This is a genomic window from Nocardia suismassiliense, assembly GCF_900269665.1.
Lineage (GTDB): Bacteria > Actinomycetota > Actinomycetes > Mycobacteriales > Mycobacteriaceae > Nocardia > Nocardia suismassiliense.
On the sequence record NZ_LT985361.1, the window covers coordinates 5,364,676 to 5,389,325 of the forward strand.

Annotated in this window: 22 protein-coding genes; 13 read left to right on the top strand and 9 right to left on the bottom strand. The window is 68.0% G+C overall.

The features are described 5' to 3' along the window. Nucleotides 1-2 precede the first annotated feature (2 nt). From DBO33_RS23840 to DBO33_RS23860, 5 genes are all read left to right on the top strand, one after another. Entirely contained in the window at nucleotides 3-431 is a 429-nt protein-coding gene (locus tag DBO33_RS23840) for an acyl-CoA thioesterase (protein ID WP_107657040.1), read from the top strand. A gap of 157 nt (nucleotides 432-588) precedes the next feature. Then, nucleotides 589-1,383: a tryptophan 2,3-dioxygenase family protein gene (locus DBO33_RS23845; RefSeq protein WP_107660539.1), complete on the top strand. Its 795-nt coding sequence runs from the start codon at nucleotides 589-591 to the stop codon at nucleotides 1,381-1,383. Next, nucleotides 1,380-2,510 (top strand): aminotransferase class V-fold PLP-dependent enzyme, encoded by a 1,131-nt coding sequence (locus DBO33_RS23850; RefSeq protein WP_107657041.1) that lies wholly within the window; start codon nucleotides 1,380-1,382, stop codon nucleotides 2,508-2,510. Before DBO33_RS23845 ends, DBO33_RS23850 begins: the two co-directional genes overlap by 4 nt. Continuing rightward, nucleotides 2,507-3,556 carry a methyltransferase gene (locus DBO33_RS23855; protein WP_107657042.1) on the top strand — a complete coding sequence of 350 codons (1,050 nt, stop codon included), beginning with the start codon at nucleotides 2,507-2,509 and terminating at the stop codon, nucleotides 3,554-3,556. Before DBO33_RS23850 ends, DBO33_RS23855 begins: the two co-directional genes overlap by 4 nt. Nucleotides 3,557-3,600: 44 nt before the next feature. Then, on the top strand, nucleotides 3,601-5,166 hold the full coding sequence (locus DBO33_RS23860) for a phytoene desaturase family protein (protein ID WP_107657043.1): 1,566 nt from the start codon (nucleotides 3,601-3,603) through the stop codon (nucleotides 5,164-5,166). Nucleotides 5,167-5,173: 7 nt separating this feature from the next. Here the strand turns inward: DBO33_RS23860 and DBO33_RS23865 are convergent, their stop codons facing one another. From DBO33_RS23865 to DBO33_RS23880, 4 genes are all read right to left on the bottom strand, one after another. Beyond that, a complete protein-coding gene (locus DBO33_RS23865; protein ID WP_107657044.1) occupies nucleotides 5,174-6,391 on the bottom strand; it encodes a metallophosphoesterase in 1,218 nt (405 codons plus the stop codon). Nucleotides 6,392-6,514: 123 nt separating this feature from the next. Beyond that, complete coding sequence (locus DBO33_RS23870) at nucleotides 6,515-7,144, bottom strand: LysE family translocator (protein WP_107657045.1); 630 nt, start codon at nucleotides 7,142-7,144, stop codon at nucleotides 6,515-6,517. A gap of 70 nt (nucleotides 7,145-7,214) precedes the next feature. Then, a complete protein-coding gene (locus tag DBO33_RS23875; RefSeq protein WP_107657046.1) occupies nucleotides 7,215-8,117 on the bottom strand; it encodes a serine hydrolase in 903 nt (300 codons plus the stop codon). A gap of 30 nt (nucleotides 8,118-8,147) precedes the next feature. Next, on the bottom strand, nucleotides 8,148-9,029 hold the full coding sequence (locus DBO33_RS23880) for a LysR family transcriptional regulator (protein WP_107657047.1): 882 nt from the start codon (nucleotides 9,027-9,029) through the stop codon (nucleotides 8,148-8,150). Nucleotides 9,030-9,153: 124 nt separating this feature from the next. On the opposite strand from DBO33_RS23880, the gene bla reads away from it, so the two are divergent. Next, entirely contained in the window at nucleotides 9,154-10,074 is a 921-nt protein-coding gene (bla, locus tag DBO33_RS23885) for a class A beta-lactamase (protein ID WP_107657048.1), read from the top strand. A 23-nt stretch (nucleotides 10,075-10,097) separates the two neighbouring features. Further along, nucleotides 10,098-10,574: a DUF2599 domain-containing protein gene (locus DBO33_RS23890; RefSeq protein ID WP_234391002.1), complete on the top strand. Its 477-nt coding sequence runs from the start codon at nucleotides 10,098-10,100 to the stop codon at nucleotides 10,572-10,574. A gap of 157 nt (nucleotides 10,575-10,731) precedes the next feature. Here the strand turns inward: DBO33_RS23890 and DBO33_RS42965 are convergent, their stop codons facing one another. From DBO33_RS42965 to DBO33_RS23905, 3 genes are all read right to left on the bottom strand, one after another. Further along, nucleotides 10,732-10,950: a hypothetical protein gene (locus tag DBO33_RS42965; protein WP_159080450.1), complete on the bottom strand. Its 219-nt coding sequence runs from the start codon at nucleotides 10,948-10,950 to the stop codon at nucleotides 10,732-10,734. A 135-nt stretch (nucleotides 10,951-11,085) separates the two neighbouring features. Further along, nucleotides 11,086-13,431, bottom strand: coding sequence for a glycoside hydrolase family 65 protein (locus DBO33_RS23900; protein WP_107657051.1), 2,346 nt, complete (start codon nucleotides 13,429-13,431; stop codon nucleotides 11,086-11,088). Nucleotides 13,432-13,435: 4 nt separating this feature from the next. Continuing rightward, nucleotides 13,436-14,200: a beta-phosphoglucomutase family hydrolase gene (locus DBO33_RS23905; RefSeq protein ID WP_107657052.1), complete on the bottom strand. Its 765-nt coding sequence runs from the start codon at nucleotides 14,198-14,200 to the stop codon at nucleotides 13,436-13,438. 2,106 nt (nucleotides 14,201-16,306) lie between these two features. Here DBO33_RS23905 and DBO33_RS44730 point away from each other — a divergent pair. The 6 genes from DBO33_RS44730 (at nucleotide 16,307) to DBO33_RS23930 (ending at nucleotide 22,277) form a co-directional block, all read left to right on the top strand. Continuing rightward, a complete protein-coding gene (locus DBO33_RS44730; RefSeq protein WP_407670625.1) occupies nucleotides 16,307-18,931 on the top strand; it encodes a cation-translocating P-type ATPase in 2,625 nt (874 codons plus the stop codon). Between the two features lie 28 nt (nucleotides 18,932-18,959). Then, entirely contained in the window at nucleotides 18,960-19,523 is a 564-nt protein-coding gene (locus DBO33_RS23915; RefSeq protein ID WP_199856734.1) for a nucleotidyltransferase family protein, read from the top strand. Then, the gene (locus tag DBO33_RS43625; protein ID WP_199856735.1) at nucleotides 19,524-19,793 is read left to right on the top strand and encodes a BON domain-containing protein; all 270 of its coding nucleotides are present in this window, start codon (nucleotides 19,524-19,526) and stop codon (nucleotides 19,791-19,793) included. Between the two features lie 5 nt (nucleotides 19,794-19,798). Then, nucleotides 19,799-20,554, top strand: coding sequence for a metallophosphoesterase family protein (locus tag DBO33_RS23920; RefSeq protein WP_107657054.1), 756 nt, complete (start codon nucleotides 19,799-19,801; stop codon nucleotides 20,552-20,554). A gap of 167 nt (nucleotides 20,555-20,721) precedes the next feature. Continuing rightward, nucleotides 20,722-21,648 carry a Ppx/GppA phosphatase family protein gene (locus tag DBO33_RS23925; RefSeq protein ID WP_234391003.1) on the top strand — a complete coding sequence of 309 codons (927 nt, stop codon included), beginning with the start codon at nucleotides 20,722-20,724 and terminating at the stop codon, nucleotides 21,646-21,648. Nucleotides 21,649-21,857: 209 nt separating this feature from the next. After that, nucleotides 21,858-22,277: an STAS domain-containing protein gene (locus DBO33_RS23930; RefSeq protein ID WP_107657056.1), complete on the top strand. Its 420-nt coding sequence runs from the start codon at nucleotides 21,858-21,860 to the stop codon at nucleotides 22,275-22,277. 106 nt (nucleotides 22,278-22,383) lie between these two features. Here the strand turns inward: DBO33_RS23930 and DBO33_RS23935 are convergent, their stop codons facing one another. Both DBO33_RS23935 and DBO33_RS23940 read right to left on the bottom strand, forming a co-directional pair. Next, a complete protein-coding gene (locus tag DBO33_RS23935; RefSeq protein WP_107657057.1) occupies nucleotides 22,384-22,584 on the bottom strand; it encodes a hypothetical protein in 201 nt (66 codons plus the stop codon). 215 nt (nucleotides 22,585-22,799) lie between these two features. Continuing rightward, nucleotides 22,800-24,608, bottom strand: coding sequence for a thiamine pyrophosphate-requiring protein (locus DBO33_RS23940; RefSeq protein WP_107657058.1), 1,809 nt, complete (start codon nucleotides 24,606-24,608; stop codon nucleotides 22,800-22,802). Between the last annotated feature and the right edge of the window lie 42 nt (nucleotides 24,609-24,650).

The following is a 24,650-nucleotide window of genomic DNA, read 5'->3' on the forward strand; positions in this document are numbered from 1 at the left end:
CCATGACCACCGAACCGTTCACCATCCGATTCGCCGTCCGCAGTTACGAACTCGACACCCAGCATCATGTCGCCCACACCGTCTACATGCAGTACGCGGATCAATCCCGCTTCGCCTGCGCACAGGCGGCCGGGCTCTCCCCCGACAAGCTCCTTGCCGACGGGCTCGGCCCGATCAATCTCGAAACCACCCTGCGGTATCACCACGAACTGCGCGGTGACGACGAGGTCGATGTGTCGTGTGCCTTCGTCTGGGGCACGAGCAAGACGCACCGGGTCGAACATGTCCTGCGCAAGCCGGACGGGACGCTCGTCGCCGAGATCAGCAGTGTCAGCGCACTGCTCGACCTGCGCACCCGGCGGCTGGTCGACGACCCGGCCGCGAGCCTGCGTACCCGGGCGAGCAAACCCGAGCTGCTCGGTCTCAGCTGATCCGCTGGCCGGACCGAAACGATGCTTCCGCCGACGCCGGTATGCCACGGTGGCCCCGACTATTTCGGTTGGCGGTCGCCGGCTACCGGCGTTGGGGTGACAACCGTTGCGAACAATCGACGGCGCTGAGTCGCCAGGAGGCAACGCCTTGTCCACGATGCAGGGAAACACCGCGGCGGACCAGCTGCGTGAAACGCTGTCGAAGCCGATCTTCAATACGGTCTTGAAGGCCTGGGTCGGCGATGGCACCACCGACTACGAGGTCTATCTGCGCACGCCGGAGTTGTTGTCGTTGCAGACGGCGGTCGACGAGCTCACCGACTCCGACGAGCTCATGTTTCAGATCGTGCATCAAGCCCAAGAGGTATGGCTCAAGCTGTTGTCGCACGAGCTCGCCGGGGTCGTCGAGGAGGTGGACCGGGACGCGCTGTGGGCGGCGGCCGCGCGGCTGGACCGGGCGAATCGCATCGCCGAATGCCTGGCGCGGGAGATACGGGTGCTCGAGACCATGACGCCCGATACCTATCAGGTCATCCGGCGCAGTCTCGGTAAGGGCAGCGGCCAGGAGTCGCCCGGTTACAACGCGGTGCTCATCGCCGCGGAACATGTTGCGGCAGTGTTGGATCGGCTGCTGGATCGTCGCGGGGTCGAGCTCGCGGAGGTGTACGCTGGCGGGTCGCAGCCAGATCTCAAACGCCTCTGCGAGTTGCTGGTCGACTTCGATGAGCGGTTCCAGCTGTGGCTGGTCTCCCACTTCATGTTGGTGCGCCGGACGATCGGCGTCGGACAAGGGGTGAATGCCCTGGATGGGGTACCGACCAGGGTGCTGACGGGCCGGATGACCAAACCGCTGTTCCGCGCGCTGTGGCAGGTGCGGGGCGAGCTGACCGAGAGTTGGCGTCGCGAAGGCGGTTACGCGCCGGGTGCGGCGCGGAGGTCGACGGCCCGATGAACGAGGAATCGCGGATCACCACACTGCGCGCGGAATTCCCGGTGCTCGAGACCTGCGTCTACCTGAACAGCAACTCGACCGGCGCGCTGCCACGCGGCGTGGAGCAGGTGCTCGGTCGCTACTGGGAGACGATGCGCACTTGGCGTGACGACGCATGGGGCGGCTGGCTGGACGAACTGGATGGATATCTGCGCGCATTGTCCGAATTCCTCGGTGCCCCACCAGGAACGGTGGTCACCGACACGAACCTGACCACATTGCTCGGCAGGCTCGCCACCTGTTTCGACTTCCGCGGCGAACGCAACAGAGTGGTCACCACCGACCGCGAATTCCCCACCGTGCCGTTCCTCTGGCAGGGCTTCGCCAGGTACGGCGCCGAACGGGTGGCGGTCGATTTCGACACCGATGCGGTCTTATCGGCGATCGACGAGCGGACTTTGCTGGTCTGTGTTGCGCACGGCAGCTACACCACCGGGGCTGTCCTCGATCTCGAACGTATTGTGGCGCAGGCACATCGGATGGGCGCGCTCGTCATCGCGGACGCCTTCCAGACAGTGGGGGTTGTTCCGCTGAACCTGCGGGCGCTCGAGATCGATTTCGTCCTCGGTGGTGCGGGGAAATGGCTGTGCGGGGCGCATACGGCATTTCTCTACGCGCGGGAGGACCTGCTGCCGACACTGCGCCCGGCAGCCACCGGTTGGTTCGCTGGTCGCGATCCGCTGACTTTCCGCCCTGCGGAAGACTGGGCCCCGGACGCACGGCGGCTCGCCGGTGGTACGCCGATTCCGTTGACTGCCATGATGTCTCGGGTCGGCCTCGATCTGCTCGCGGAGGTCGGTGCGCCGGCGATCCGCGCGCATTCGCTGCGATGTACCGATCGCATCATGGCGCAGGCGGTGGACGCGGGTATCCCGATGCGCACGCCCTACCCGACCGATCAGCGCGGTGGAGTTGTCTGCCTGCACTTTCCCGGTGACGAAATGGTGAAGAAGCGGCTGGCCGAGCGCGGCATGGTGTGCAGCTGGCGCGAGGGGCTGCGGGTGGCGCCGCACATCTACAACACGATCGACGAGGTGGACGCCTTCATGGACGCGCTCATTGCCGAACGAAAGGCCTTGCGCGGATGAGCGAGATCGCCTTCTCGCCCCGCGCGCTGATGAGTCTGCTGTTCAACGGCGACAAGGCCATCGATGCGGTGCGCACCGCGTGGGAGATGGGCATCCTCGACGCGCTGGTCGCCAGCCCTGTCCGCCTCGGTGAACTCAGCGACCGATTCGGGCTGGTGCCGGTGCGCCTGTACAAACTGCTCGACTGTCTCGAATGTCTCGGACTCGTGACACGAATGTCGTCGGATGTACTGCGCGACACCGAGTATCGCGCCGTCGAAGGAGCACACGACGCGGTAGCCGATGTGCTCGGCCCGGACTCGCTCGAACAGGATCGGGACAGTTATCCGTGGCGCACGCTCTACGGCAAACTCCCCGACGTGCTCCGCGGTGAGCTCAGCGTGCCGCCGGACGCCTTCAGCTGGCCGCCCAGCAGCGCCGAGCAGATCGCAGGCTTCGAACACAGCATGGCGGCCGGGATCGGCCCCATCGCGGAAACATTTCGAATGCACGCCGAATTGTGGAGTGCTGGACGGCGATTGCTGGATGTGGGCGGCGGTGACGGCACGCTGGCCGCGCGCCTGCTGCGGGACAACCCGACACTGCGGGCAGACGTCTACAACCTGCCCGCGGTGCGCTCCCTGGTGGACCGAACGCGCGCGGATTCGGGCTGCGGCGACCGTCTCGGGTTCGTCGGCGGCGACTTCCTAGCCGAACCGCTGCCCACCGGATACGACATGCTGTCCTTCGTCCGGGTGCTGCACGACTGGCAGCGACCGCAGGCGCGGGCCCTCTTGGCGAAGGCGTATCAGGCGCTCCCGCCGGGCGGGCGGGTGCTCATCTGCGAGGAATTCCGCGATGCCGAGCGGCTCGCCCGGCAGTTCTTCTGGTCGTATTTCCTGATCGGCGTGGACAGTTGCACCAGCATGCTGCGCGAGGCGGCCGACTACCGGGGCATGCTCGGTGAGCTCGGTTTCCGCGACGTCGAGGTGCTGCGCGGACCGTTCGAGATCGTGGTCGCCACCAAGCCGCCCGCCGGTACCGGAAAGTCCCGGTCCGTTCAGTGACAAGAGATATCGACGCCGCCGCGGTGGGCTGGTCGACTGACCGCATGCAGAATTTCGACCACATTTTCATCGGCGGCGGCCACAACGCGCTGGTCGCGGCGGCCTATCTGAGCCGAGCCGGACACGAGGTCCTCGTCATCGATCGCAACGATCGAGTCGGCGGGTTCGTCCGCAGCGCCGAGTTGGCGCCGGGGGTGATCTACGATCCGTTCTCGTCCGCGGTGCCCCTCTTCACGAGTGGTCCCGCGTGGCGCGACCTCGGCCCGGATCTGCAGAAGCAAGGTCTGGAGATCCTGCAACCCGAGTTTCCGACCGGGGTTTCGCTGGAGGACGGCACCACCGCGGTGTTCCCGCGCGACCCCGTGGCGCTGGCCGAGGAGGCCGACCGGCTGCATCCGGGCGACAGTTCGGCGGTCGCCGAGATCATCTCGGCGTTGGGACCGTCGACGGGTGCGGCGTTCGGTCTGATGGGTCAGGATCTGACCTCCGACGCGGCCCGTGCCACGCTGGCCCAGTTGGTGAGCGACGGCAAAGGCTGGTCCGAGGTGGCCGAACTGGCGCTGGACAGTGCGCGCTCAGCGGTGTCGGAGATCGAATCTCCCGCCATGCGCAGCCTTTTCGGCTCGTGGCCCGCGCACGTGAGCCATGGGCCCGATGATGCGGGCGGCGCGTTCTGGACCACCATCTTCCCGCTCGGTTTCACCGGTGGCGGCATGCCGATTCCGCAGGGGGGCATCGGCAAACTGGCCGAGGCGCTTGCCGGCATCGTCACCGAGCACGGCGGTGTCATCCAGACCGGCGCCACCGTCACCCGGATCCGGGTGGCCGACGGGCGCGCGGTGGGGGTCCAATTGTCCGACGGTAGCGCGTATCGGGCCAGGAACAGCGTCGTCGCCTCGGTGAACCCGGACCAGCTCTACGAGTGGCTGCTGGCGGAAACGCAAGTACCCGAGCACATTCTGGCGCAGGCCCGGCGCTACCGGTACGGCACCGGGCTTTTCCAGCTGCATCTCGCCACCTCCGCGCCGATTCCCTGGGCGGACAGACGTTTCGAGCGGATCGGGCAGCCGTTCCTCACCGATTCGCTCGACGGGCTGTCGTTGCATGTCGCCCAGGCGCGGGCCGGGCTGTTGCCCGCGTGGCCGACGATGACCATCGATTCACCGACCGCGCATGATGCGACGCGGGCGCCCGCGGGTACCAGCGTGCTGCGCATCCAGGTGACCGATGTGCCGACCCGGCCGCGCGGTGACGCGGCGGGGCTGATCGCCACCGACGGCACCTGGAACGACGAGGTGGTGGACCGTTACGCCGACCGGGTGCTGGAGGTGGTCGAACGCCACATCCCGGGACTGACCGCTACGATCCTCACCCGGACGGTGGTCACCCCGGCTACCTTGGCCGCGTTCAACCCGAACAGCGGCCCTGGTGACCCCTACGGCGGTGCGCAGGACCTCGCGCAGAGCTTTGCGTTGCGGCCCATCGCGGCGGCGCCGGGCCATCGCACCTTCGTGCCTAATCTGTACGTGCTCGGCGCTGGAACCTGGCCCGGTGCAGGCGTTTCCGGCAACTCCGGTTATATCGTCGCCCAGTATCTGCTCGACTCCTGACGCAGGATCAGGCCTGTTTCGAAGCGAGCTCCACGACGGTGATATCGGAGGGCGCGCCCACCCGGACCGGCGGTCCCCACGCGCCCGCCCCACGGGTGACGTAGAGCTGCGTGTCGCCGTAGCGCTCCAGTCCGGCAACGGTCGGATTGGCCAGTTCCGCAAGGAAATTGCCCGGCCAGACCTGCCCGCCGTGGGTGTGGCCGGACAGTTGCAGATCGACGCCGAACTCGACGGCGTCGTGGATCTGCACCGGCTGATGCGCGAGCAGCACCGCGGTGCGCGCGAGATCGCGATTGCCCAGGGCCGCAGTGAAATCCGGGCCCTGTCCGATGCGTTTGCCCTGAATGTCGTTGACACCGGCCAGATCGAAGTACGGCAGCTCCGTGCGACTGTTCGCCAGCAGATGCAGTCCGAGTTCCTGCACGTGCTCCATCCACTGCTCGGCGCCGGAGAAGTATTCGTGGTTGCCGGTGACGAAATAGGCGCCGTGCCGCGCGCGTAACCGGGCCAGTGGTTCCACTGCCGAGCGCAGATGTTCGACGCTGCCGTCGACCAGATCACCCACGATGGCAATGAGATCCGGCTGGGTGCCGTTGATCGTCTCGACCACCCGCTCTGCGAACCCGCGACCGAGAATCGGCCCGAGATGGATATCGCTGACCACGGCGATCCGGAAACCGTGCGCGGCGCGCGGCAGATTCGCGAGCGGGATCGTCAGGCGTTTCACCTGCGGGCCCGACAGCACGCTGTGCGTGCCGTAACCGACGGTGCTCACCGCCGCCAGCGCCGCCGCACCGCCCACCGCGCGAGAAACGAACAGCCGCCGCGAAACCGGCGCTTCCGGTTCATCGCGGGGTGCGGTGTCGGCTCCCCCGGTCGCGGGGATCAGCACATCCTCCGGCGCTTTGTCCGAGCGGGTGATCCAGCGCCGGACGAACGGCCGGACCAGTTCACCCACCAGGAGCCACAAGACGAGATAGATGAACAGCGCACCCCACATGTACCCGGGCCAGGCGATGATCTGGATGAGCAGGAACGGAATCCCCGCCGACTCCGCCACGAACGCACCGATCAGCAGCACCGGCCCCGCGATGAGCACCCCCGTGCCCACCCGGCGCGCAATCGACCCGCGCACCGTCGTATCCCGCACGAGCCGCCGCCACAAATACCAGTGCAGCCCGCCGAAAACCCCCAGCGCGACGACGACACCCACAACAACAGCCACCGCATCACTCTATGCGGAGCCCCCACCCCCACATACCCGCACCTTCTCTCGGGGGACGCACCCACTACGGGCCCCCGAAAGTCGGTGCGGATCCCGAGAGAAGGTGCGGCAGTTGAGAGGCCGCTAGACCTCGCTGACGGCGAGGCGGACGCCGAGGGCTACCAGCACGGTGCCGGTGATGCGCTCCAGCCACTGGCGCACTCGGGTTTCGGCGAAGAACGCGCGGGCGCGGCCGACGAAGACGGCGACGGTGATGAACCAGGTGGCGTCGATGACGAGGTGCAGCAGGCCGAGCAGCAGGGTGGTGGCGAGGATATTCGCCTCCGGCGCAACGAATTGCGGGTAGAACGCGAAGGCGAACACCGCCACCTTGGGGTTGGTCAGGTTGGTCAGCATGCCGATGCCGGCGGCCCGCCAGGGCTTCGCACCCACCGCAGCCTCGTCGACCAGCGCCTCGCCGGACGGATTGCGCGCCGCCCGCCACGCCTGCACGCCGAGGTAGATCAGCACGGCCGCGCCGACGACCCGAATCACCACATACGCCACGTCGCTGGCCGCTACCAGCGCGGAAAGCCCGAACGCCGAAGCCGCGATCCACGCATACAGCCCGACCTGCATGCCGCCGATGATCGGCACCGCAGCCCGCGCGCCACCCAGCGCGCTCCGCCGAATGACCAGCGCGGTAGTGGGACCGGGCACCATCGCCGCAAGTGCCACCGCAAGAACGAAACCACCGAGAACCGACCACGTCATGATCCGAGCATCGCACGAAACTCTCACGGTCGTCTCACTTCTCACCGCCACTGCCGGCGGTCCGCGGGTGCTACCTCCGTCGTAGTTCGTCGCGGAGCTGCCTGGCGACGCCGGCCATCACTGCTTCGGCGGCGGGCTGGGTGGCGGCGGGCACGGTGGATTCGGTGAGGGCGGCGGCGGCGAAGGTTTGGCCGTCGGCGTGTTCGACGACGCCGATTTCGTGGCGGAGATTGATCAAGGTGCCGGTCTTCGATGACCATCGGGAGGCGTCGGAGCCGAAGTCGGGGGCCAGTCGGTTGCGCAGCATGTTCTCGCCCATCAGTCGGCGGATCTGCGCCGCGGCCTCGGGGTGGATGCTGCTGGGGCGCCAGATCTGCTGCAGCAGTTCGACGAAGGCGCGGGCTGAGCCGGTGTTGGCTCGGCTGATGTCGAGTTGCGGCACCGGGTGTCCGTGGCCGGCCGTGGCGGCGGTGATCGCGAGGGTGTGGGCGAGGTGGGCGTGGGCGGGGTCGAGCATTTCGGTGGGCGTGCGGGTGAGTTCGTGCAGTAGGTGACGCACGGAGATGCCCTCGATGCCGAGCCGAGCCAGTTCGGCGGTCACGGCCTCGGGTGGCGTGAGCCCGAACAGTGCGTCGGCGGCGGCGTTGTCGCTGATCGACAGGGTGAGGTACAGCAGGTCTGCCAGCGCGATGGTGGCGGGATGCCGAAATTTGGTGATGCCGACCGGGCCGGGCGCCGTCACACGGCCCGGCTGCACCACGATCGGCGTGGTCGGATCGAGTTCGCCGCGGGCGACGCGTTCGAGTGTGGCGACCGCGAGTGGCACTTTGACCAGGGACGCGGACGGGTACTCGGTGTCGGGGTCGAGGCCGAGTTCGTCGCCGTTGTCGAGGTCGCGCACCAAGAAGGAACCGCGTAACCCCGCGCTATCCAGCTCGTCGCGCGCCGCCCGCAGAATCTCCGCTACTCCCACGTCACCATCCTGTCGGTTGGATCAACAGCCTCAGCCATCGGTATCCGGTTGGCCGAGGCAGTGACCGATCTCGGCGGCGGGCAGCAACTGGGTTCGCTGTGTGTCCTCACTCAGCCCGGTGACGAGCCGGTAGCCCCGCGCCAGCTGGGCGAGTTCGCCGATCGGCTGCCAATGCAGGCCCAGTTCGCCGGCTTGACTCGCCGAGCAGAGCAGCAGATCGGTCGAGGCGAGCGCGTCCGCCGCCGCCGCAGCGAACGAGTTCGCCACCAGCACCTGCGCGGGCTGCAAGCCCACCGCGGCGCCGAGCCGGGTGAGCGGGTCACGAATGTGCGGGACATCGTCTTCGGGTTGCACCCAGATGCGGCGCCGGCGGGCGTCCCGGTCGGCGCGGCTCGGCCGCAGCGACTCCACATACAGTGCCCGGCTCTTTCGCGCGCCGCCACCGGCCAGGCCCAGCGGCACCCGCCAACTGCCCTCGCCGGGCGGGATCGCAACCAAGGCCGCCCGCACCTCCATCGTGCGCAGCAACTCCGCGCGCTCTCCGGGATCGGCCGCGTGCAGGTCCAGATTCAGCCCGTTGCGCCGCCCGGCGGCGATCAACCGGGCCAGGTGCAGCGGGCTGCATATCGTGGGCACCGCCATTCGAAAGGGGCGCAGTTTGGCGCGTTCGGCGTTGTGGTCCAGGGTGTCGGCGAGTTCGACCAGGCGTTTGGCCGAGGGCAGCACCTCACGGCCGAACGAGGTCAAGGTGACCGCACGGGTGGACCGGTTGAACAGTCGAGCGCCGAAACGCCGCTCCAAGGCCGCGACGCGTCTGCTGGCCACCGACTGCGGGATACGCGCGACGGCGGCGCCGTCGGTGAAACTGCCGTACTCGCCGACCGCCACGAACGCTCGGCAGGCTTCGACCATATCCACGACGAGCCAGTATGCCAGTTCGGCATGAATCAGCGTCTCGCAGGCTTGGACTGCATCAATGAGCGAGTGCCATGCTCCGTCGCGCCCCGCTTGTCCGCCATTTCAGAGGAGAGCAGTCATGACAGCCAAATCCAGAATCGGTGTTCTGACAGTCGCGATCACGGCAGCCGCGCTCGTCGGCGCGTGCTCGGTGTCGCAATCCGAGACCGAACCCACCCGGGTGCCCGACGCCGCAACGGCGACCGCTCGGGTGAGCGAGCTCGAGTCCGCACACCACGCCCGAGTCGGTGTCTTCGCGGTCGATACGAAGACGGGCGTCTTTCTGGGTTACCGGGAGAACGAGCGGTTTCCGATCGGCTCGACCTTCAAGACGCTGGCAGTAGCCGCGCTGCTCCGCGAGCATCCACTGGCCGACGGCTATTTCGACACCGTCATCCATTTCACCGCCGACGATCTGGTGAAGTATTCGCCGGTGACCGAGACGCGCGTCGACACCGGCATGACGGTGCGTGAGCTGGCCGCCGCGGCCATCGAGAAGAGCGACAACACCGCGACCAACGAGCTGCTGAAACTGCTCGGCGGCCCCACCTCGATCACGAAATTCGTTCGCACGCTGGGCGATACGGCCACCAGCCTCGACGACTGGGAGCCGCTGAGCAACAGCGGAGACACCAACCCCGAGCACAACTCCACCACCCCCGCCGCACTCGCCGCGGACTACCGCGCGCTGATCTCCGGCGACGCGCTGCCCGCACCGGAGCGCGCGCAACTGACCGAATGGCTCCTGCGCAGCACCACCGGCCTGAACCGGATCCGCGCCGGACTGCCGCAGGACTGGAAGACCGGCGACAAAACCGGCGGCGGCGACTACGGCCTCACCAACGACGCCGCCGTGACCTGGCCGCCCAACAGCGACTCGCCGATCGTGATCACCGTACTGTCGATCAACACCGAGGAACACGCCCCCGCCGACGACCCCCTCGTCGCCCAATCCGCCAAAGCAGTCGTCGAGGCCCTGCACCCGGCCGCCCACGGATGACTCGACACGAAAGACACACTGCGATGCGAAGATCAGCGATTCTCACCACCGGCACCGCCGCCATGCTGGTGGCCCTCACCACGTCCGCCGGATCTGCGGGAGCCACCCCGGTGTTCTTCGCCGAAACCCCGCCCGCTGCACCCATTTCGACGGGATCCAGCGAGGCGAACCTCGATCCGTTCATCGATCGCCCGCTCATCGACCATGTCGTCTGGACCGACGGCGCCGACAGCACCCGGCTGATGATCTACCCCACCGTTGCCGGCCGCCAGGATCCCTTCCCGCCGGCCGCGGGACGCGCCTGGCAGGAAGTCCTTCGCCAGGCCGGTGACGCCGACACCCCCGGCATGCGCGACCAGTTCCTGTGCCACTGGGACTGGGCCCGAATCACCATGCCGGACAAGCCGAGCTGGAACCTCGAGCCGTGGCGCCCCGCCGTCGGCTATCCGGAAACCGTCGCAGCACTGTGCAATCCGGGAGCCCCTGAACACGAACTCTGACATCAGCCGTCGCGGCGTCGGCGGCGTAGAGCTTCCGCGATATTACCGATCTGGGACCGCACAGCCGCGGAGGGCAGTGCGGCGCCTGGATCGGGTACGGGAAGGCGAGATGGGCGTCCCGTACCCGATCGACCTGGTATTTCAAACCGGGTGGCGTTCAGTATGTATATAGATCCCAGGAGCCATTGTCACGCTGTTCGCACTCCCATTGGCTCCCCCCGGTCTTCGGGGACTCGCCATCGGCTTGGCAGGCTTCCACCGTGTTGTAATTGGCTATGAATTTGGCGTCGGGCGGTCGCGCCGCTTGGGAGATCGGGGCAGCGGCAATCATTGCGCTCACCGCGAGGATTACGGCGGCCATGGTGGTCTTGAACATGATCACGAGCTCCTTTCGCTTCCGCGTGACAATTCACGCGGGTCTGGAAAAACGAGCTGATCTGCCGTTCATAGTCGGCCACCGGTCACAATATGTCCAGTGACGGTATTTCACAATTTAATGCAGGCAGGACCTTTAATCCCGGCGGTATGGTGCCCGTCCGGCCGGTGGTTCGGGCTTGGAGACATTCGGCAGGTCCGGTATGCCCAGTTCCAGGGGTGTCCCGGCCAGCGTGTGGGGCTGGCCGTGGTGGCGGAAGGTGAAGGGGTCGCCGGACAGCAGGGAGTAGGTTGCCGCGTCGCGGGTGATGTCGACCGATATTCGGCTGCCGCGCCACAGGATTCGGAAAGCGAGGCGGTCGAGGTTTTCGGGGAGGCGTGGGGCGAAACGCACTTCGCCGTTGCATTCGCGCATGCCGCCGAAGCCAGCAACGCAGCAGCTCCACGTTCCGGCCAGTGAGGCGATATGCAATCCGGTCGCCACGTTGTGGTGCAGGTCGTGCAGATCGGTCAGCGCCGATTCGACGAAGTAGTCGAAGGCCAGCGACAGGTGACCGACTTCCGCCGCCATGATCGCCTGAGCGCAGGCGGAGAGTGAGGAGTCGCGGACCGTCAGTGCCTCGTAATAGTCGAAGTTCCGTAGCTTCTGCTCCGGCGTGAACTCGTCGGGGCACAGGTACATCGCGAGGGTCAGGTCGGCTTGTTTGACCACCTGCTTACGGTTCAGATCGAAGTACGGATAGTGCAGCAGCAGTGGATAACGCTCAGCGGGGGTATCGGCGAAATTCCAGCGCATGTAGTGGGTGAAATTCTCCGACTGCTCGTGCACCTCGAGTTGGTCGTTGTACGGCATGGCGGCCTTCTCGGCACAGTCCCGCCAGCGGCCCATCTCGCTCTCGGTGACCCCGAGCCGCTGCGCCACCTCGGGCTGCCGCTCGCACGCGGCCACCGCACCGCGCAGATTTTTTTGCGCCATCAAATTCGTATAGATGTTGTTGTCGGCCAGCGCGGAGTATTCGTCGGGCCCGGTGACACCGTCGATCCGAAAGTTCCCGGCCGAATCCCGATGCCCGAGAACGGCCCACAACCTGGCGGTCTCCACCAAAAGCTCTACCCCGCAGTCCCGTTCGAACTGCTCGTCCCCGGTCGCCGCCAGATAGCGAATGGTCGCGTCGGCGATATCGGCGTTGACGTGCACCGCCGCGGTGCCGGTCGGCCAATAGCCGGAGCCCTCTTCACCATTGATCGATCGCCAGGGGAACATCGCCCCCGACTGACCGAGTTCGCGGGCCCGCTGCCGCGCCAGCTCCAGGGTCGAATGCCGCCAGCGCAGCGCGTCACCCGCCGCGGCGGGCACCGTATGGGTAAGCACGGGAAGTACGAAAGTCTCTGTGTCCCAGAACGAATGCCCGTCGTAGCCGGGGCCGGTCAACCCTTTCGCCGGTATCGCGCGCGTCTCACCGCGAGCCCCCGCCTGCAACACATGGAACAGCGCGAAGCGAACGGCCTGCTGCATCTCCGGATCGCCGTCGATCTCGATATCCGCGCTCGCCCAGAAATCGTCGAGATAGGCGCGCTGCCGGGCCAGCAGGTCGTCCCAGCCGGTCTCCAGCCCCGCCGCCAACGCCGCTTCGACCTGGGCGCGCAGCGCAGGGGTCGAACGCTGACTGGACCAGCCGTAGGCGAAATACTTTGTCACGCACACCGTCTCGCCCCGCGCGACATCGACCGCGATCGTCAGCCGGGCCAGATCGTCCTCGGTATGCACCGAGCACCGTGGCGTGGCGTGCACCGCCAGCTCGTGATCCATCCCCGCGGCCATCCGCAGCCCGGAATGCCTGGTGTGGTGGGCGAGCACCGCATGGAAATCCCGCGCGGCCGCGAAGTCGGCCACCAGCGGGCGATCCAGGGCCGCCGCGAACCGGGGATCACCCTGGCGCGCCACCACCGGCTCGTTGGCGAGCAGATCCGATTGGATCACCAGATCCAGATCCTCGTCGAGCGGCTCGACCTCATAACGGATGGCGGCCAGCGCCCGCTCGGTGAACGAGACGAGGCGCTCCGAACGGATTCGCACGGATTGACCGGTGGGCGAGGTCCATACGGTGCTGCGTCGCAGTGTTCCGGAGCGGAAATCCAGTACCCGCTCATGCTCCCGGGCGTGGCCGTAGCGCATGTCCATCGGCTCGTCGCCGACGAGCAGCCGGATGATCTTTCCGTCGGTGACGTTCACCACCGTCTGCCCCTGCTGCGGGTATCCGTAACCCACTTCGGCATAAGGCAATTCACGCTTCTCGTAGAAGCCGTTGAGGTAGGTGCCCGGCTCGCCGACCGGCTCCCCCTCCTCCAGCGTGCCGCGCAAACCGAGGTGACCGTTCGACAACGCGAAGATTGATTCCGTCCGCCGCAGTGCGTCCACATCCATTCCGCACCACCGCAATTGCCATGGGTCGACCTCGAAACCGCGACAGTCCGCAGCCATTTCGCTACTCCTTCAGCTCCGCCAGATCCTGGACGACGACATCGGCGCCCGCCGCCGTCAACTCCGGCCCGTGCCTGCCGTCGCCGACGCGGTCGACCCCGACGACGAACCCGAAGCCGCCTGCGTGGCCTGCCGCTACCCCGGCGACCGCGTCCTCGAAAACCGCTGCCTGCTCAGGCTTTACGTTCAGCCGCGCGGCGGCTTCGAGGAATCCGTCGGGTGCGGGCTTCCCACGCAGTCCGAGCCTGGTGACGTCGTTGCCGTCGACCCGCTCGTCGACGCTGCGGGCGATGCCCGTAACCTCCAGCACCGCAATGGCATTGGCGGACGCGGTCACCACGGCTACCTTCAGCCCGGCCGCCCGGACAGCGGTCACATAGTCGACCGAACTGGGGTAAACCTTGACGCCTTCGTGCTCGATCAGCGAAAGCAACACGCTGTTCTTACGATTGCCGAGCGCGTGCACCGTCGCATCCCCCGGCTCGTCCGCCGGGTCGCCCTCCGGCAGGGTGATATCCCGGGACCGCAGGAACTCACGGACGCCGTCGGCGCGCGGGCGGCCGTCCACATAACGCAGATAGTCGTCCTCGCTGAACGGCACGAAGTCCGGCCCGCAGCGCTGCCCGAGGTACTCGTCGAACACCGTGGTCCACGCCCGCCGGTGCACCGACGCGGTATCGGTGAGGACCCCGTCGAGATCGAACAGCGCCACCGAGATCGTGTCCGGCAAACCCAGCCGGGTAATCCGGCCGTCACTCGATGAGGTCATGCCCCGGCGTTACCCCGTATGCCGACCGAGAAACGGTGCCGCACACGAGCGCAGGCGCTGCCACCGAACCCGTTCTCCCCGAGCGCAACTCCGACCTTGTTTACCTGGCTACCTGCGGGGTAGCTGCCCGTTATGGGCCTATCGACACGTCATCTACGACCCGCCTGGTGGATCGAGGCGCCCGCGGCAGCGGTGACCGGAGCCGTCCGCCGCGGCGGATTACTGGCCATCGGCGCGGCCACCCAATTCGCCGCAGCGCCATTGCAGGCCATCGAGACGGTCGCCGGGAAAGCGGCCGAGGCCGGGCACCTCCTCGATGTGCCCGAGCCGGGTCAGTTGCGCGACGACGTGGCGGCCTTGGTCGACCCGCACCTGAAGCGCACCCGGCGACGCGTCGCCATGCACGGCAGGCGCGCGACCATCGAGGTCCGCGGCTTGGCGGGCGGTAGCAGCGCCACCGTCGCCCGGGCGCTGGAGCGGCGGCTGGAAAGCCTCGGCGGCGTGCGCTGGTGGCAGGTGAACGCGGTGACCGGACGGGTGGTCGCCACCCTGGCCCGCGGCGCGGCGGATCTGCCGGAGCTGCTCGCCACGGTGGACCGGATCGAGCACGACACCGAGGTCGACGAGCAGGACTGGGACAGCGAGGTCGACTACCCGGGTGACCGAGAACCGGTGATAGCGGCGGCAATTCAGGTCGCCGGCGATCTGTGCGCCGTCGCGATCTCCTTGGCCGGGGTCGCGCCCCCCATGCGTCCGCCGTTGCGCGCGGCGCGGGCACTCGCCTCGATCGCCGAGACGCAGCCGCGAGTCCGCGACCAACTCGAGCAACGGCTGGGGCGATCGCGCACCGATCTCGTACTGACCCTCGTCTCGGCTCTCGGCACCGCGCTCGGCGAGAACGCGACCGACGGGATCCCCACACTGCTACTCGACGCGGCGCAGCGATCCCTGCTGCTGACCGAGGCGGTCGCGCGCCGGGTCAGCTGGCGCGGTTGGGAACCGCAGCTGCTGCACCACGACAACCCCGGCGTCGCGGAGCCGCTGCCGCGCTACACCCGTCCGGCCGAACTGCCGCCCGGCCCGCTGGAGCGCGTCGCCGACGAGACGGGATCGGCGATGGTGGTGGGTGCCACCGCCATTGCCACCCTCGGCAATGCCGGTGACGCCGTCAACGCGCTCGCCCTCGGTGCGCCCAAGGCCGCCCGCGCCTGCCGCGAGGCCTATGCCGCGACCCTCACCACGCTGCTGGCCGGCGCGGGCGTGCTGACGCTGGACCCCACCGCGTGGCGGCGACTCGATCGGCTCACCGCACTCGTCGTCGACGGCGAAGCCTTGCTCACGCCGCGCCGGGTAGTGCTCGATGCCGAGTCCACCGATGCCGACTGGTCCACCGCCGACGTCTGGAGTGCGGCCCAGCGGCTGCTCTGGTCACCCCCGGATTCCTCGGCTGAACCCGCCGCGTCCGGACGGAACGGCGCAGCGCGCAAGAACGAGCTGCGACTGGTGCTCCCCGACAGCGGAAAACCGGATCGGGGCGCCACGATCCGGCCGGCCCGGCGGGAACTGCGCGCGGGCGACCGCGCGGTGGGCCGGGTCCTCATCGGCCGTGAACTCGACCCGCGCGCCCACTCGCTGCTGACCACGGCACGCAAGGCGGGCCTGCGCGTCACCCTCGCCGCGAGCGCCGACGCCGGGGAATTGCGTTCCCGCGTAGACGAATTCGTCTCCCCCGCGACCTCGTTGAGCAAACTCGTGCACGACCTGCAGCACGACGGCCACGTGGTCGCCACGGTGAGCGCCCACGCCTACAAGGCACTGGCCTGGTCCGATGTGGCCATCGGACTGCTCGGCACCGGGCACAACCGCAAACGGGCGCCGTGGACCGCGGACGCGCTGTGCCGCGAGCTCAGCCAGGTCGAACGAATACTGGCGGCGATCGAGCCGGCCCGCCACGTCAGCGCGCAGGGCCGGTCCCTCGCGCTCTCCGCGGCCGCGCTCGGCGGATTGCTGCTCGCCGTATCACCGTCCCGGCGGGCCCAGATATCGCCGATGGCCGCAGCCCATCTCGCGGGCCTGCTGAACGGCTCGCTGGCCGGGATCCGCACGATGCGCGCTCCGGCGCCGCCCTCGCCGTCGGTGCTGTTGCCGTGGCACGCACTGCAACCCGAGGAGGTGCTCGCTCGACTACCGCAGCCGCCCGCCTCGACAGAGCGTGCCACGTCGGCCCCCTCCGAGCAGGACACCTGGCTCGGCGGATTGACGCGCACCACCTCGTTCCTGCGCCATCTGCGCACCGAACTGGCCGACCCGTTGACCCCGATCCTGGGCGTCGGCGCCGCCGCGACCGCCATTCTCGGCTCCCCGTCCGATGCGATCCTGCTCTCCTCGGTCCTCACGGTGAACGCGGTCGTCTCGGCCAGGCAGCGGCAGCGCGCCGAATCGGCCCTGCACACGCTGCTGGACCGGGAGAGCCTCACCGCGCAGGTCATCGACCGGGCCGACGTGGACAAGCCCGACGCCGGTGAAACAACCTTGCCGGCCAGCCTGCTCGCGATCGGCGACGTCATCGCCGTCCGCCCCGGTGAGGTGGTGCCCGCCGACGCGCGGCTGGTCGACGTCGACGATCTGGAGCTGGACGAGTCCGGGCTGACCGGTGAGTCGGTCACGGTGGAGAAGCAGCTGTCGGCCACGCCCGGTGCCGGTCCGAGTGACCGCGCCTGCATGATCTACGAGGGCAGCACCGTCGTGAACGGCCGCGGGCGAGCCGTCGTGGTCGCGGTCGGCGCCGACACCCAGGTCGGGCGGGCCACCGCCGGTGCGGTGCCGCCCGAAAAGGGCGGCGTACAAGCACAATTGCGCCAACTCACCGACCGGGCGTTGCCGCTGACGCTGACCGGCGGCGCGATCGTCAGCGTGCTGGGTGGCCTGCGCGGCCGGGAGCTGCGCGCCGCCATCGCCGACGGTGTCGCGGTCGCGGTCGCGGCGGTGCCGGAGGGGCTACCGCTGGTCGCCACGGTCGCGCAGCTCGCGGCCACGCGACGGCTGTCCCGCTACGGCGTGCTGGTCCGGGCCAGCCGCACGGTAGAGGCGCTCGGCCGGGTCGACACGCTGTGTTTCGACAAGACCGGCACCCTCACCGAAGGCCGGCTGCGGTTGACCAAACTCGCCGACCTGCATCAGCAATGGGAGCCCGACGCCGAAGCCGAGGAGGCGCGCAGGCTGTTGCGCTCGGCCGCGCGAGCCTGCCCAGACCCGAACGAGGGACCGGTCACCCATGCCACCGACCGCGCGGTGCTCGAAGCCGCCGAGATCCTCGACGACGGGCGCTGGCACCCTATCGAAGCGATCCCCTTCGACTCGAATCGCGGGTACGCCGCCGCGCTGGGCAATACCGCGCGCAGGCTGCGGTTGGTCGTCAAGGGTGCCCCCGAGATCGTGCTGCCGCGCTGCACGAAGGTCCGCAACGGCGACACCATTGCCCTGTCCGAGGAGTTGCGCGAGCGCGCCGAGGCGACCGTGCGCGATCTGGCAGAACAAGGCCTGCGGGTGCTGGCCGTGGCCCGCCGCGATCTCACGACCGAGCCCGACGATGTGGCGGGCGCGGTCGGCGAACTCACGCTGCTCGGCTTCCTCGGCATCGCCGACACCCCGCGCCCGCAGACGTTGCCGCTGATCACCGCCCTGCAGGACAACGAGATCAGTGTCCGGATGATCACCGGCGACCATCCGGTGACCGCCGCCGCGGCGGCGCGCCAGCTGGGCATCGCCGTCGATACCGTCGTCACCGGCGCCGATCTGGATCGCTGCGACGACCGCGAGCAAGCGGAGTTGATCGAGCGCAGCACGGTGTTCGCCCGGGTGAATCCGGAGCAGAAGGTGCGCATCGTCACCGCGCTGCGCCGCAACGGCCATGTCGTCGGCATGACCGGCGACGGCGGCAACGACGCCGCCGCGATCCGCAGCGCCGACATCGGAATCGGTTTGGCCGCACAGGGATCCACTGCCGCGCGCAACGCCGCCGACCTGGTGCTGACCGATCCGGATCCGATCGCGATCCTGCACGCGCTGGTCGAGGGTCGCGGCATGTGGCGGCGGATCACCGATGCGGTCGGCGTACTGGTCGGTGGTAATGCGGGCGAGGTCGCGTTCACCCTGTTCGGCACCGCCGTCGGCGGGCGCGGGCCACTCGGCACCCGCCAGTTCCTCCTGGTGAACATGCTCACCGATATGTTCCCGGCACTGGCCTTGGCGCTGTCGCCGGACGATCGTGGCATCGATCCGGACGACAGCGCCGCGGCGGTCCGCGAGCGCTCCGCGCAACTCACCGAGATTCCGCGTGCCGAGCTCGGCAACGACCTGACCCGGACCATCGCCACCCGCGGCGTCGCCACGGCCACCGGCGCCTCCGTCGCCTGGACGCTCGGCCGCTACACCGGCACCGAACGCCGGGCCGCGACCATCGGGCTGGTCGCGTTGATCGGCACCCAGCTGGGGCAGACCCTGGTGTCCGGGTATCGCAGTCCCCTGGTGTGGGTGACCACCGCCGCGAGCGCGGGTGTGCTCGGCGCGGTGGTCATGACACCCGGGCTGTGCACCTACTTCGGTTGCACGCCGTTGGGGCCGTTCGGCTGGACGATCGCGACCGGGTCGGCCGTCGCGGCCACCGCGGGTGCGACGCTGCTGCCCGGCCTGTTGTCCGGCGAAACGCGCGCGCTCGATTCCGCCGAATAGTCGACTGGTAACCGGGTATTGCCCGATCATGGTCGCCACGATCGATCAATTGCTGCACTCGTTGACCCGTGCCGTCAATGCGCTGGCCGAGGCGGACATCAAGTTCGCCGTGGCCGGCGGTTGCGCGGTGTACGCACGCGGCGGGCCCGCCTCGCAGCACGATGTCGATATCTTCGTCAAACCCGAGGACTGCGCGAAAGCGGTGCGCACACTGGCCGAGGCCGGGTTACGGGTCTGCGATCCACCCGAGGACTGGCTGCGCAAGGTCTACGACGGCGACGTCCTGATCGACGTGATCTACCGACCCAATTACCGGGACGTCACCGACGAATTGCTCGACCGCGCAACGCCCATGCGCATCGGGCCGACCTCCGCGCCGGTGGTCAGCGGCACCGATCTCATGGTGGACAAGCTGCTGGTCTTCGACGCGCACCGCCTCGACTTCGCGCCGCTGCTGCACATCGCGCGCGACCTGCGCGAACAGGTCGACTGGGCGGAAACGCGGCGCCAGACCGAGGAATCACCTTATGCGCGCGCGTTTCTCGGACTGCTCGACGACCTCGGTATCACCGACACCGGAAAGGTGAAATAAATGGAGCAGCCGCAATACCTTGTCGCGCATCTGCGCCGAGCCCTGGCCGAGGATCCGCGTACCGCGGAACTCGGCATCGGGGTGACCATTCGCGGCGACGTGGTGGTCCTCGGCGGCGAGGTGAGCACCGAGGAACGCAAGCAACAGCTGGAAACGATAGTGCGCGAACAGCTTCCGCAGGCGCGGATCCACAACGACGTGCACGTCACCCGTCCCGGCGCGCCGGCCGACACCGAGGCGCTCGGTTCGACGGATAGTGGAAGGGGTTGAGCCGCATGCGAATAGCCGCCGTAGGCGATGTACATCTCGGTGCCGACTCCCACGGGCTGTGGCGGCCCACCCTGCGCGAGCTGCCTGAGCACGCCGACATCCTGCTGCTCGCAGGGGATTTGACGCGCCACGGGACGGTGGACGAGGCGAAGGTGGTCGCGGCCGAGTTCGCCGACCTCGGCGTGCCGGTGGTCGCGGTGCTCGGTAACCACGACTATCACAGCGAGGTCGAGGACGACATCACCGAGCTGCTGGTCGACCACGGCATCACCGTGCTCGAAGGGACCGCCACCACCTTCACCATCTCCGGCCGGACGCTCGGCATCGCCGGAACCAAGGGGTTCGGCGGCGGCTTCGCCGGCAAGTGCGCCAGCATCTTCGGCGAGCGCCAGATGCGCGACTTCTCCTGTCACACAGTGGCACTCGCGGATTCGCTCGCCGAAGCCCTGGCCGGGCTGTCCACCGATGTCACCATCGCGCTCACCCACTACTCCCCCGTCAGCGACACGCTGCACGGCGAACCGAGGGAGATCTACCCGTTCCTCGGTTCCTACCTGCTCGGCGAAGCGATCGACAACAACGGCGCCGATCTGGCGCTGCACGGCCACGCGCACGCGGGCTCCGAACGCGGGACCACACCGGGCGGTATCCGGGTGCGCAATGTCGCCCAGCCGGTCCTGCGCGCCGCCTACGCCATCTACGAATTGGACCCACCGAAGGCCGCTCCGGCAACTACCCCGCTAACCGAGGCTTCGAGATAGAACCGAGATCCGGGCCAGGTTTGCCGCTGAGCCATCCGGCTATGGCGACACCACCCGATCGGTTGGCGGGTTGCTAGGAGGTTGACATGGTCCGGCTCGGTGTGATGGATGTCGGTTCGAATTCGGCGCAGTTTCAAGTTGTAGACGCCTCTCCGGGTGCACCCCCGTTGCCGATTCGAGCGCTGAAGGAACCGGTACTGCTCGGCGAGGACATCGATGCCGCGGGCATGATCAGCGAGCCGGGGGTCGAGCGGGTGACCAACGCGATCACCCAGGTGCTCGCCGCGGCGCGCAGGTATGAGATCGACACGTTCTATGCGTTCGTCACGGCGGCGATCCGGGACGCCCCGAACCGGACGTACGTGCTCGATCGGATCGAGCAGGCCTCGGGGATTCGGCCGCAATTCCTCACCGGCGCCCAAGAAGCGCGGCTGACCTACCTGGCGGTACGCCGCTGGTACGGCTGGCGGGCCGGCACCGTGCTGCTGCTCGATATCGGCGGCGGCTCGATGGAATTGGCGCTGGGGCGCGACGCCGAACCGACTCTGGCCTTGTCGTTACCGCTCGGCGCCGGGCGGCTGACGCGGGCGTTCCTGACCGGCGACCCGCCTTCGCACTCCGAATTCAAGGCGCTGCGCAGGCATATTCGCGAATGCCTGAAGGAGGTCCGCGATCGGTTGCTGTGGGAGGGGCAGCCGCGCCGCACGATCGGTAGTTCGAAGACCTTCAAACAGCTCGCCCGGCTCTCGGGCGCCGCGCCGCAACGTGACGGGCCGTTCGTGCGCCGGTCGCTGCACCACGCCGACGTGCGGGCGAGCATGAACCGGCTGGCGCGGCTGCCCGCCGAGCGGCGCGCCGACCTGCGTGGGGTTTCCCGGCCGCGCGCCCGGCAGATCCTGGCCGGCGCGATGGTGGCCGAAGCGGCCATGTCGACGCTCGGCATCGACACCCTCGAGGTCAGCCCCTGGGCGCTGCGCGAAGGGGTGGTGCTGCACCATCTCTCCACGGTCGTCGCCGAAACGGCGATGCCGTTGGATCAGTTCACCTACGACGCCGTGCACACCGGCAACGACATCGAACCCGCCGTGTGGTGACAGCCGCTGGTGTGATGCGCCGCTCGGGATGTCGGGGGCGGTAGACAGCGGCGAGCAGGCGTGGTACACCAGAAGTGGTTGAACACCCAGCCGTAGCGCCCGACTCGCGGGTTGCCACCTCGCGGCAGTGTGTTCGTTCATCACCTGCCAGCGCGTACACCCGCTCGGGACGAGTCGTTAGTGCAAGCCTCGGACGCAAGGGGTTAGTGATGACAGAAACCATCGCCGAGCCGACAGCCGCCGCAGTAGTAGCCGACGCGATGCCGCTGCGCACCAGGACCGCCAATCGGCGCCGCGCCAGAAAGTCCGACACCGCTGTCGTCACCACACATGGGGATCTGGATGCCTCCCACATACCCGTGCTGCGCCAGCGAATTACCAGGGCGCTGGGGTCACTCGACGAAGGCTGCGTGATCGTCGATTTGCGGGATGTCGAGTTCCTCTCGCTCAGCGTCGCGTGCGAACTCGTCGAGATCAAACATCGCGCCGCGCCCCGCGGCCTGGATGTGCGGCTGGTTTTTCACCATCCCGCTGTGCAGCGGGCACTCGATGTGACCGGTGCGTTTCTGCTGTTCCCCGCTTACCCTTCGATCGAGGCGGCCGCCGAACGACGATTGCCACCCGCCTGACCTGCCCGGGCGCTGCATTGCCAGCTAGCCCATGACAGCAGCCAGCCCCTGCTGAGCCGTGCTCAGCAGGGGCTGCTGGCGTGTCAGCACAGGGGCTGTGTGCCGATCAGCGGTTCGCGCCGCTGTGCTGGCCGCCCTTGGCCTTGGCCTCGGTCGGCTGCGCCTCGGCGCCCTTCCTACCGGCGGCCGAAGGATCGGCGCTGTTCTTGTCGCCGAAGCTACCGGTGCTCGCCTGGCCGCCCTTGCTGGCCTGCTGCTCGGTATCCGCCCGGTTGCCGAACTGTCCCGGGTTGTTGGAGTCTGCCATTGCGTTTCTCCTTTCCGATCGACGTTCGAGCCTCAGGGTTGGCTCATCTGTCGGGTGCCCGGCGCCGCGTTGCTGAAACATCGCTGCGGCGAAATTTTTCCGAAAGATCTTGGTACGCAACACCGTACGGCTCGCCGGCGAAAGCCGGACAGTCCGGCTGACCACGGTGGATGCCGAGCTGATCCACTCGGGCCGCCCGTTCGCTGTGGCGGTGCTCACGCATCCGACTTACCCGTCGAACGCGGGATCAGTTCCTGTGCTTTGGTTTTGGCACCTTGAGCCAGCAGATGCCGTGCGTTCGGGTCACCGCGCACTACGGCTTCCGCAGTCGATTTCAGCTGCTCGAAGGTCGCATGCGGCGGGATCGGCGGCACCTCCGGATCGCAATGCACATCGAGCACTACGGGCCGATCCGCGCTCAATGCCGCCTTCCATGCCCCGGCGAGCTGGTCGGGATCGTCTACCGTCATGGACACCAGACCCATGCTGCGCGCGACCTCGGCATAAGAAACCTCCGGGAGCGTTTGTGATTCTTCGAATTTCGGTGCCCCGCCCATGGAGCGCAGTTCCCACGTGACCTGGTTGAGATCGTTGTTGTGGAACACGCACACCACCAGTCGCGGGTCGCGCCATCGTGGGTAATAACGGGCGATGGTGAGCAGCTCGGCGAGCCCGTTCATCTGCATGGCGCCATCGCCCACCAGCGCGATGGCGGGCCGGTCGGGATGGGCGAACTTGGCGCCGATCGCGTAGGGCACGCCGGCGCCCATCGTCGCCAAGGTGCCCGAGAGCGAGCCGCGCATGCCGTCGCGGAAACGCAGGCACCGCGCGTACCAGTTGGTCGACGACCCGGAATCCGCGGTGACGATCGCGTCGTCCGGAATCTGCTGGGACAGCTCCCACACCACGCGCATCGGGTTGACCGGCTTCGCCTGCAACATCGACTGGCGTTCGATGGTGTCCCACCAGCGGGCGACGTTCTTCTCGATCGTCTCCCGCCATGCGCGGTCGGACTTGCGGTGCAGCAACCCGTTGAGCTCGGTCAAGGTGGTCGCGGCGTCACCGACGAGGTTGACCTCGGTCGGATAACGCATGCCGATCATCGTGCCGTCGATATCGATCTGGACCGCGCGCGCCTGGCCGTAGTCCGGCAGGAACTGGGCATAGGGGAAGTTCGAGCCGACGATGACCAAGGTGTCGCAGTCGCGCATCATCTCGTAGCTCGGCCTGCTGCCGAGCAACCCGATCGACCCGGTGACGAACGGAAGATCATCGGGCACAACGTCTTTGCCCAGCAAGGCCTTGGCGATGCCCGCGCCGGTGAGCTCGGCGAGTTCGACGACCTCACGCAGTGCCGAACGAGCGCCCTGACCGACCAGGATCGCGACCCGTGATCCGGCGTCGATGAGTTCGGCGGCTCGTTGGATCTCCGCGCGTGCCGCGGTGATCGCCGTCGGCATCGCCAGGCCCGGTGCGCTGGATGGCACCTGTTTGAACTCGTGCGTCGGTGCCTCGTACGGCTCTTCTTGCAGGTCGGCGGGGATGATCACCGCGGTGGGTGCGCGGCGGGTCAGCGCGGTACGGAAGGCGCGGTCCAACGCGTTGGGCAGCTGACTGGCGACATTGACCTCCACCAGATAGTCGCTGGCCACATCCTTGAACAGGTTTTGCAGGTCGACCTCCTGCTGGTAGCTGCCGCCCATCGCACTGCGCGCGGTCTGGCCGACGATCGCCACTACCGGGACGTGGTCGAGTTTCGCGTCGTAGAGGCCGTTGAGCAGGTGGATCGCGCCCGGCCCCGAGGTTGCGGTGCAGACGCCGACCTGCCCGCTGAACTTGGCGTAACCGGTGGCCTGGAAGGCGGCCATCTCCTCGTGCCTGGCTTGCACGAAGCGCGGCTGATCGTCCGCGCGCCCGAACGCGGCGACGAGGCCGTTGATGCCGTCGCCCGGGTAGCCGAAGACTTGTTCGACACCCCATTCACGTAGTCGTTGTAGGACGTAGTCACCTACCTGTTGAGTCATGGGTACTCCTCGTCTCGGCTGACGGTCGCTGTGCCGGTTCGG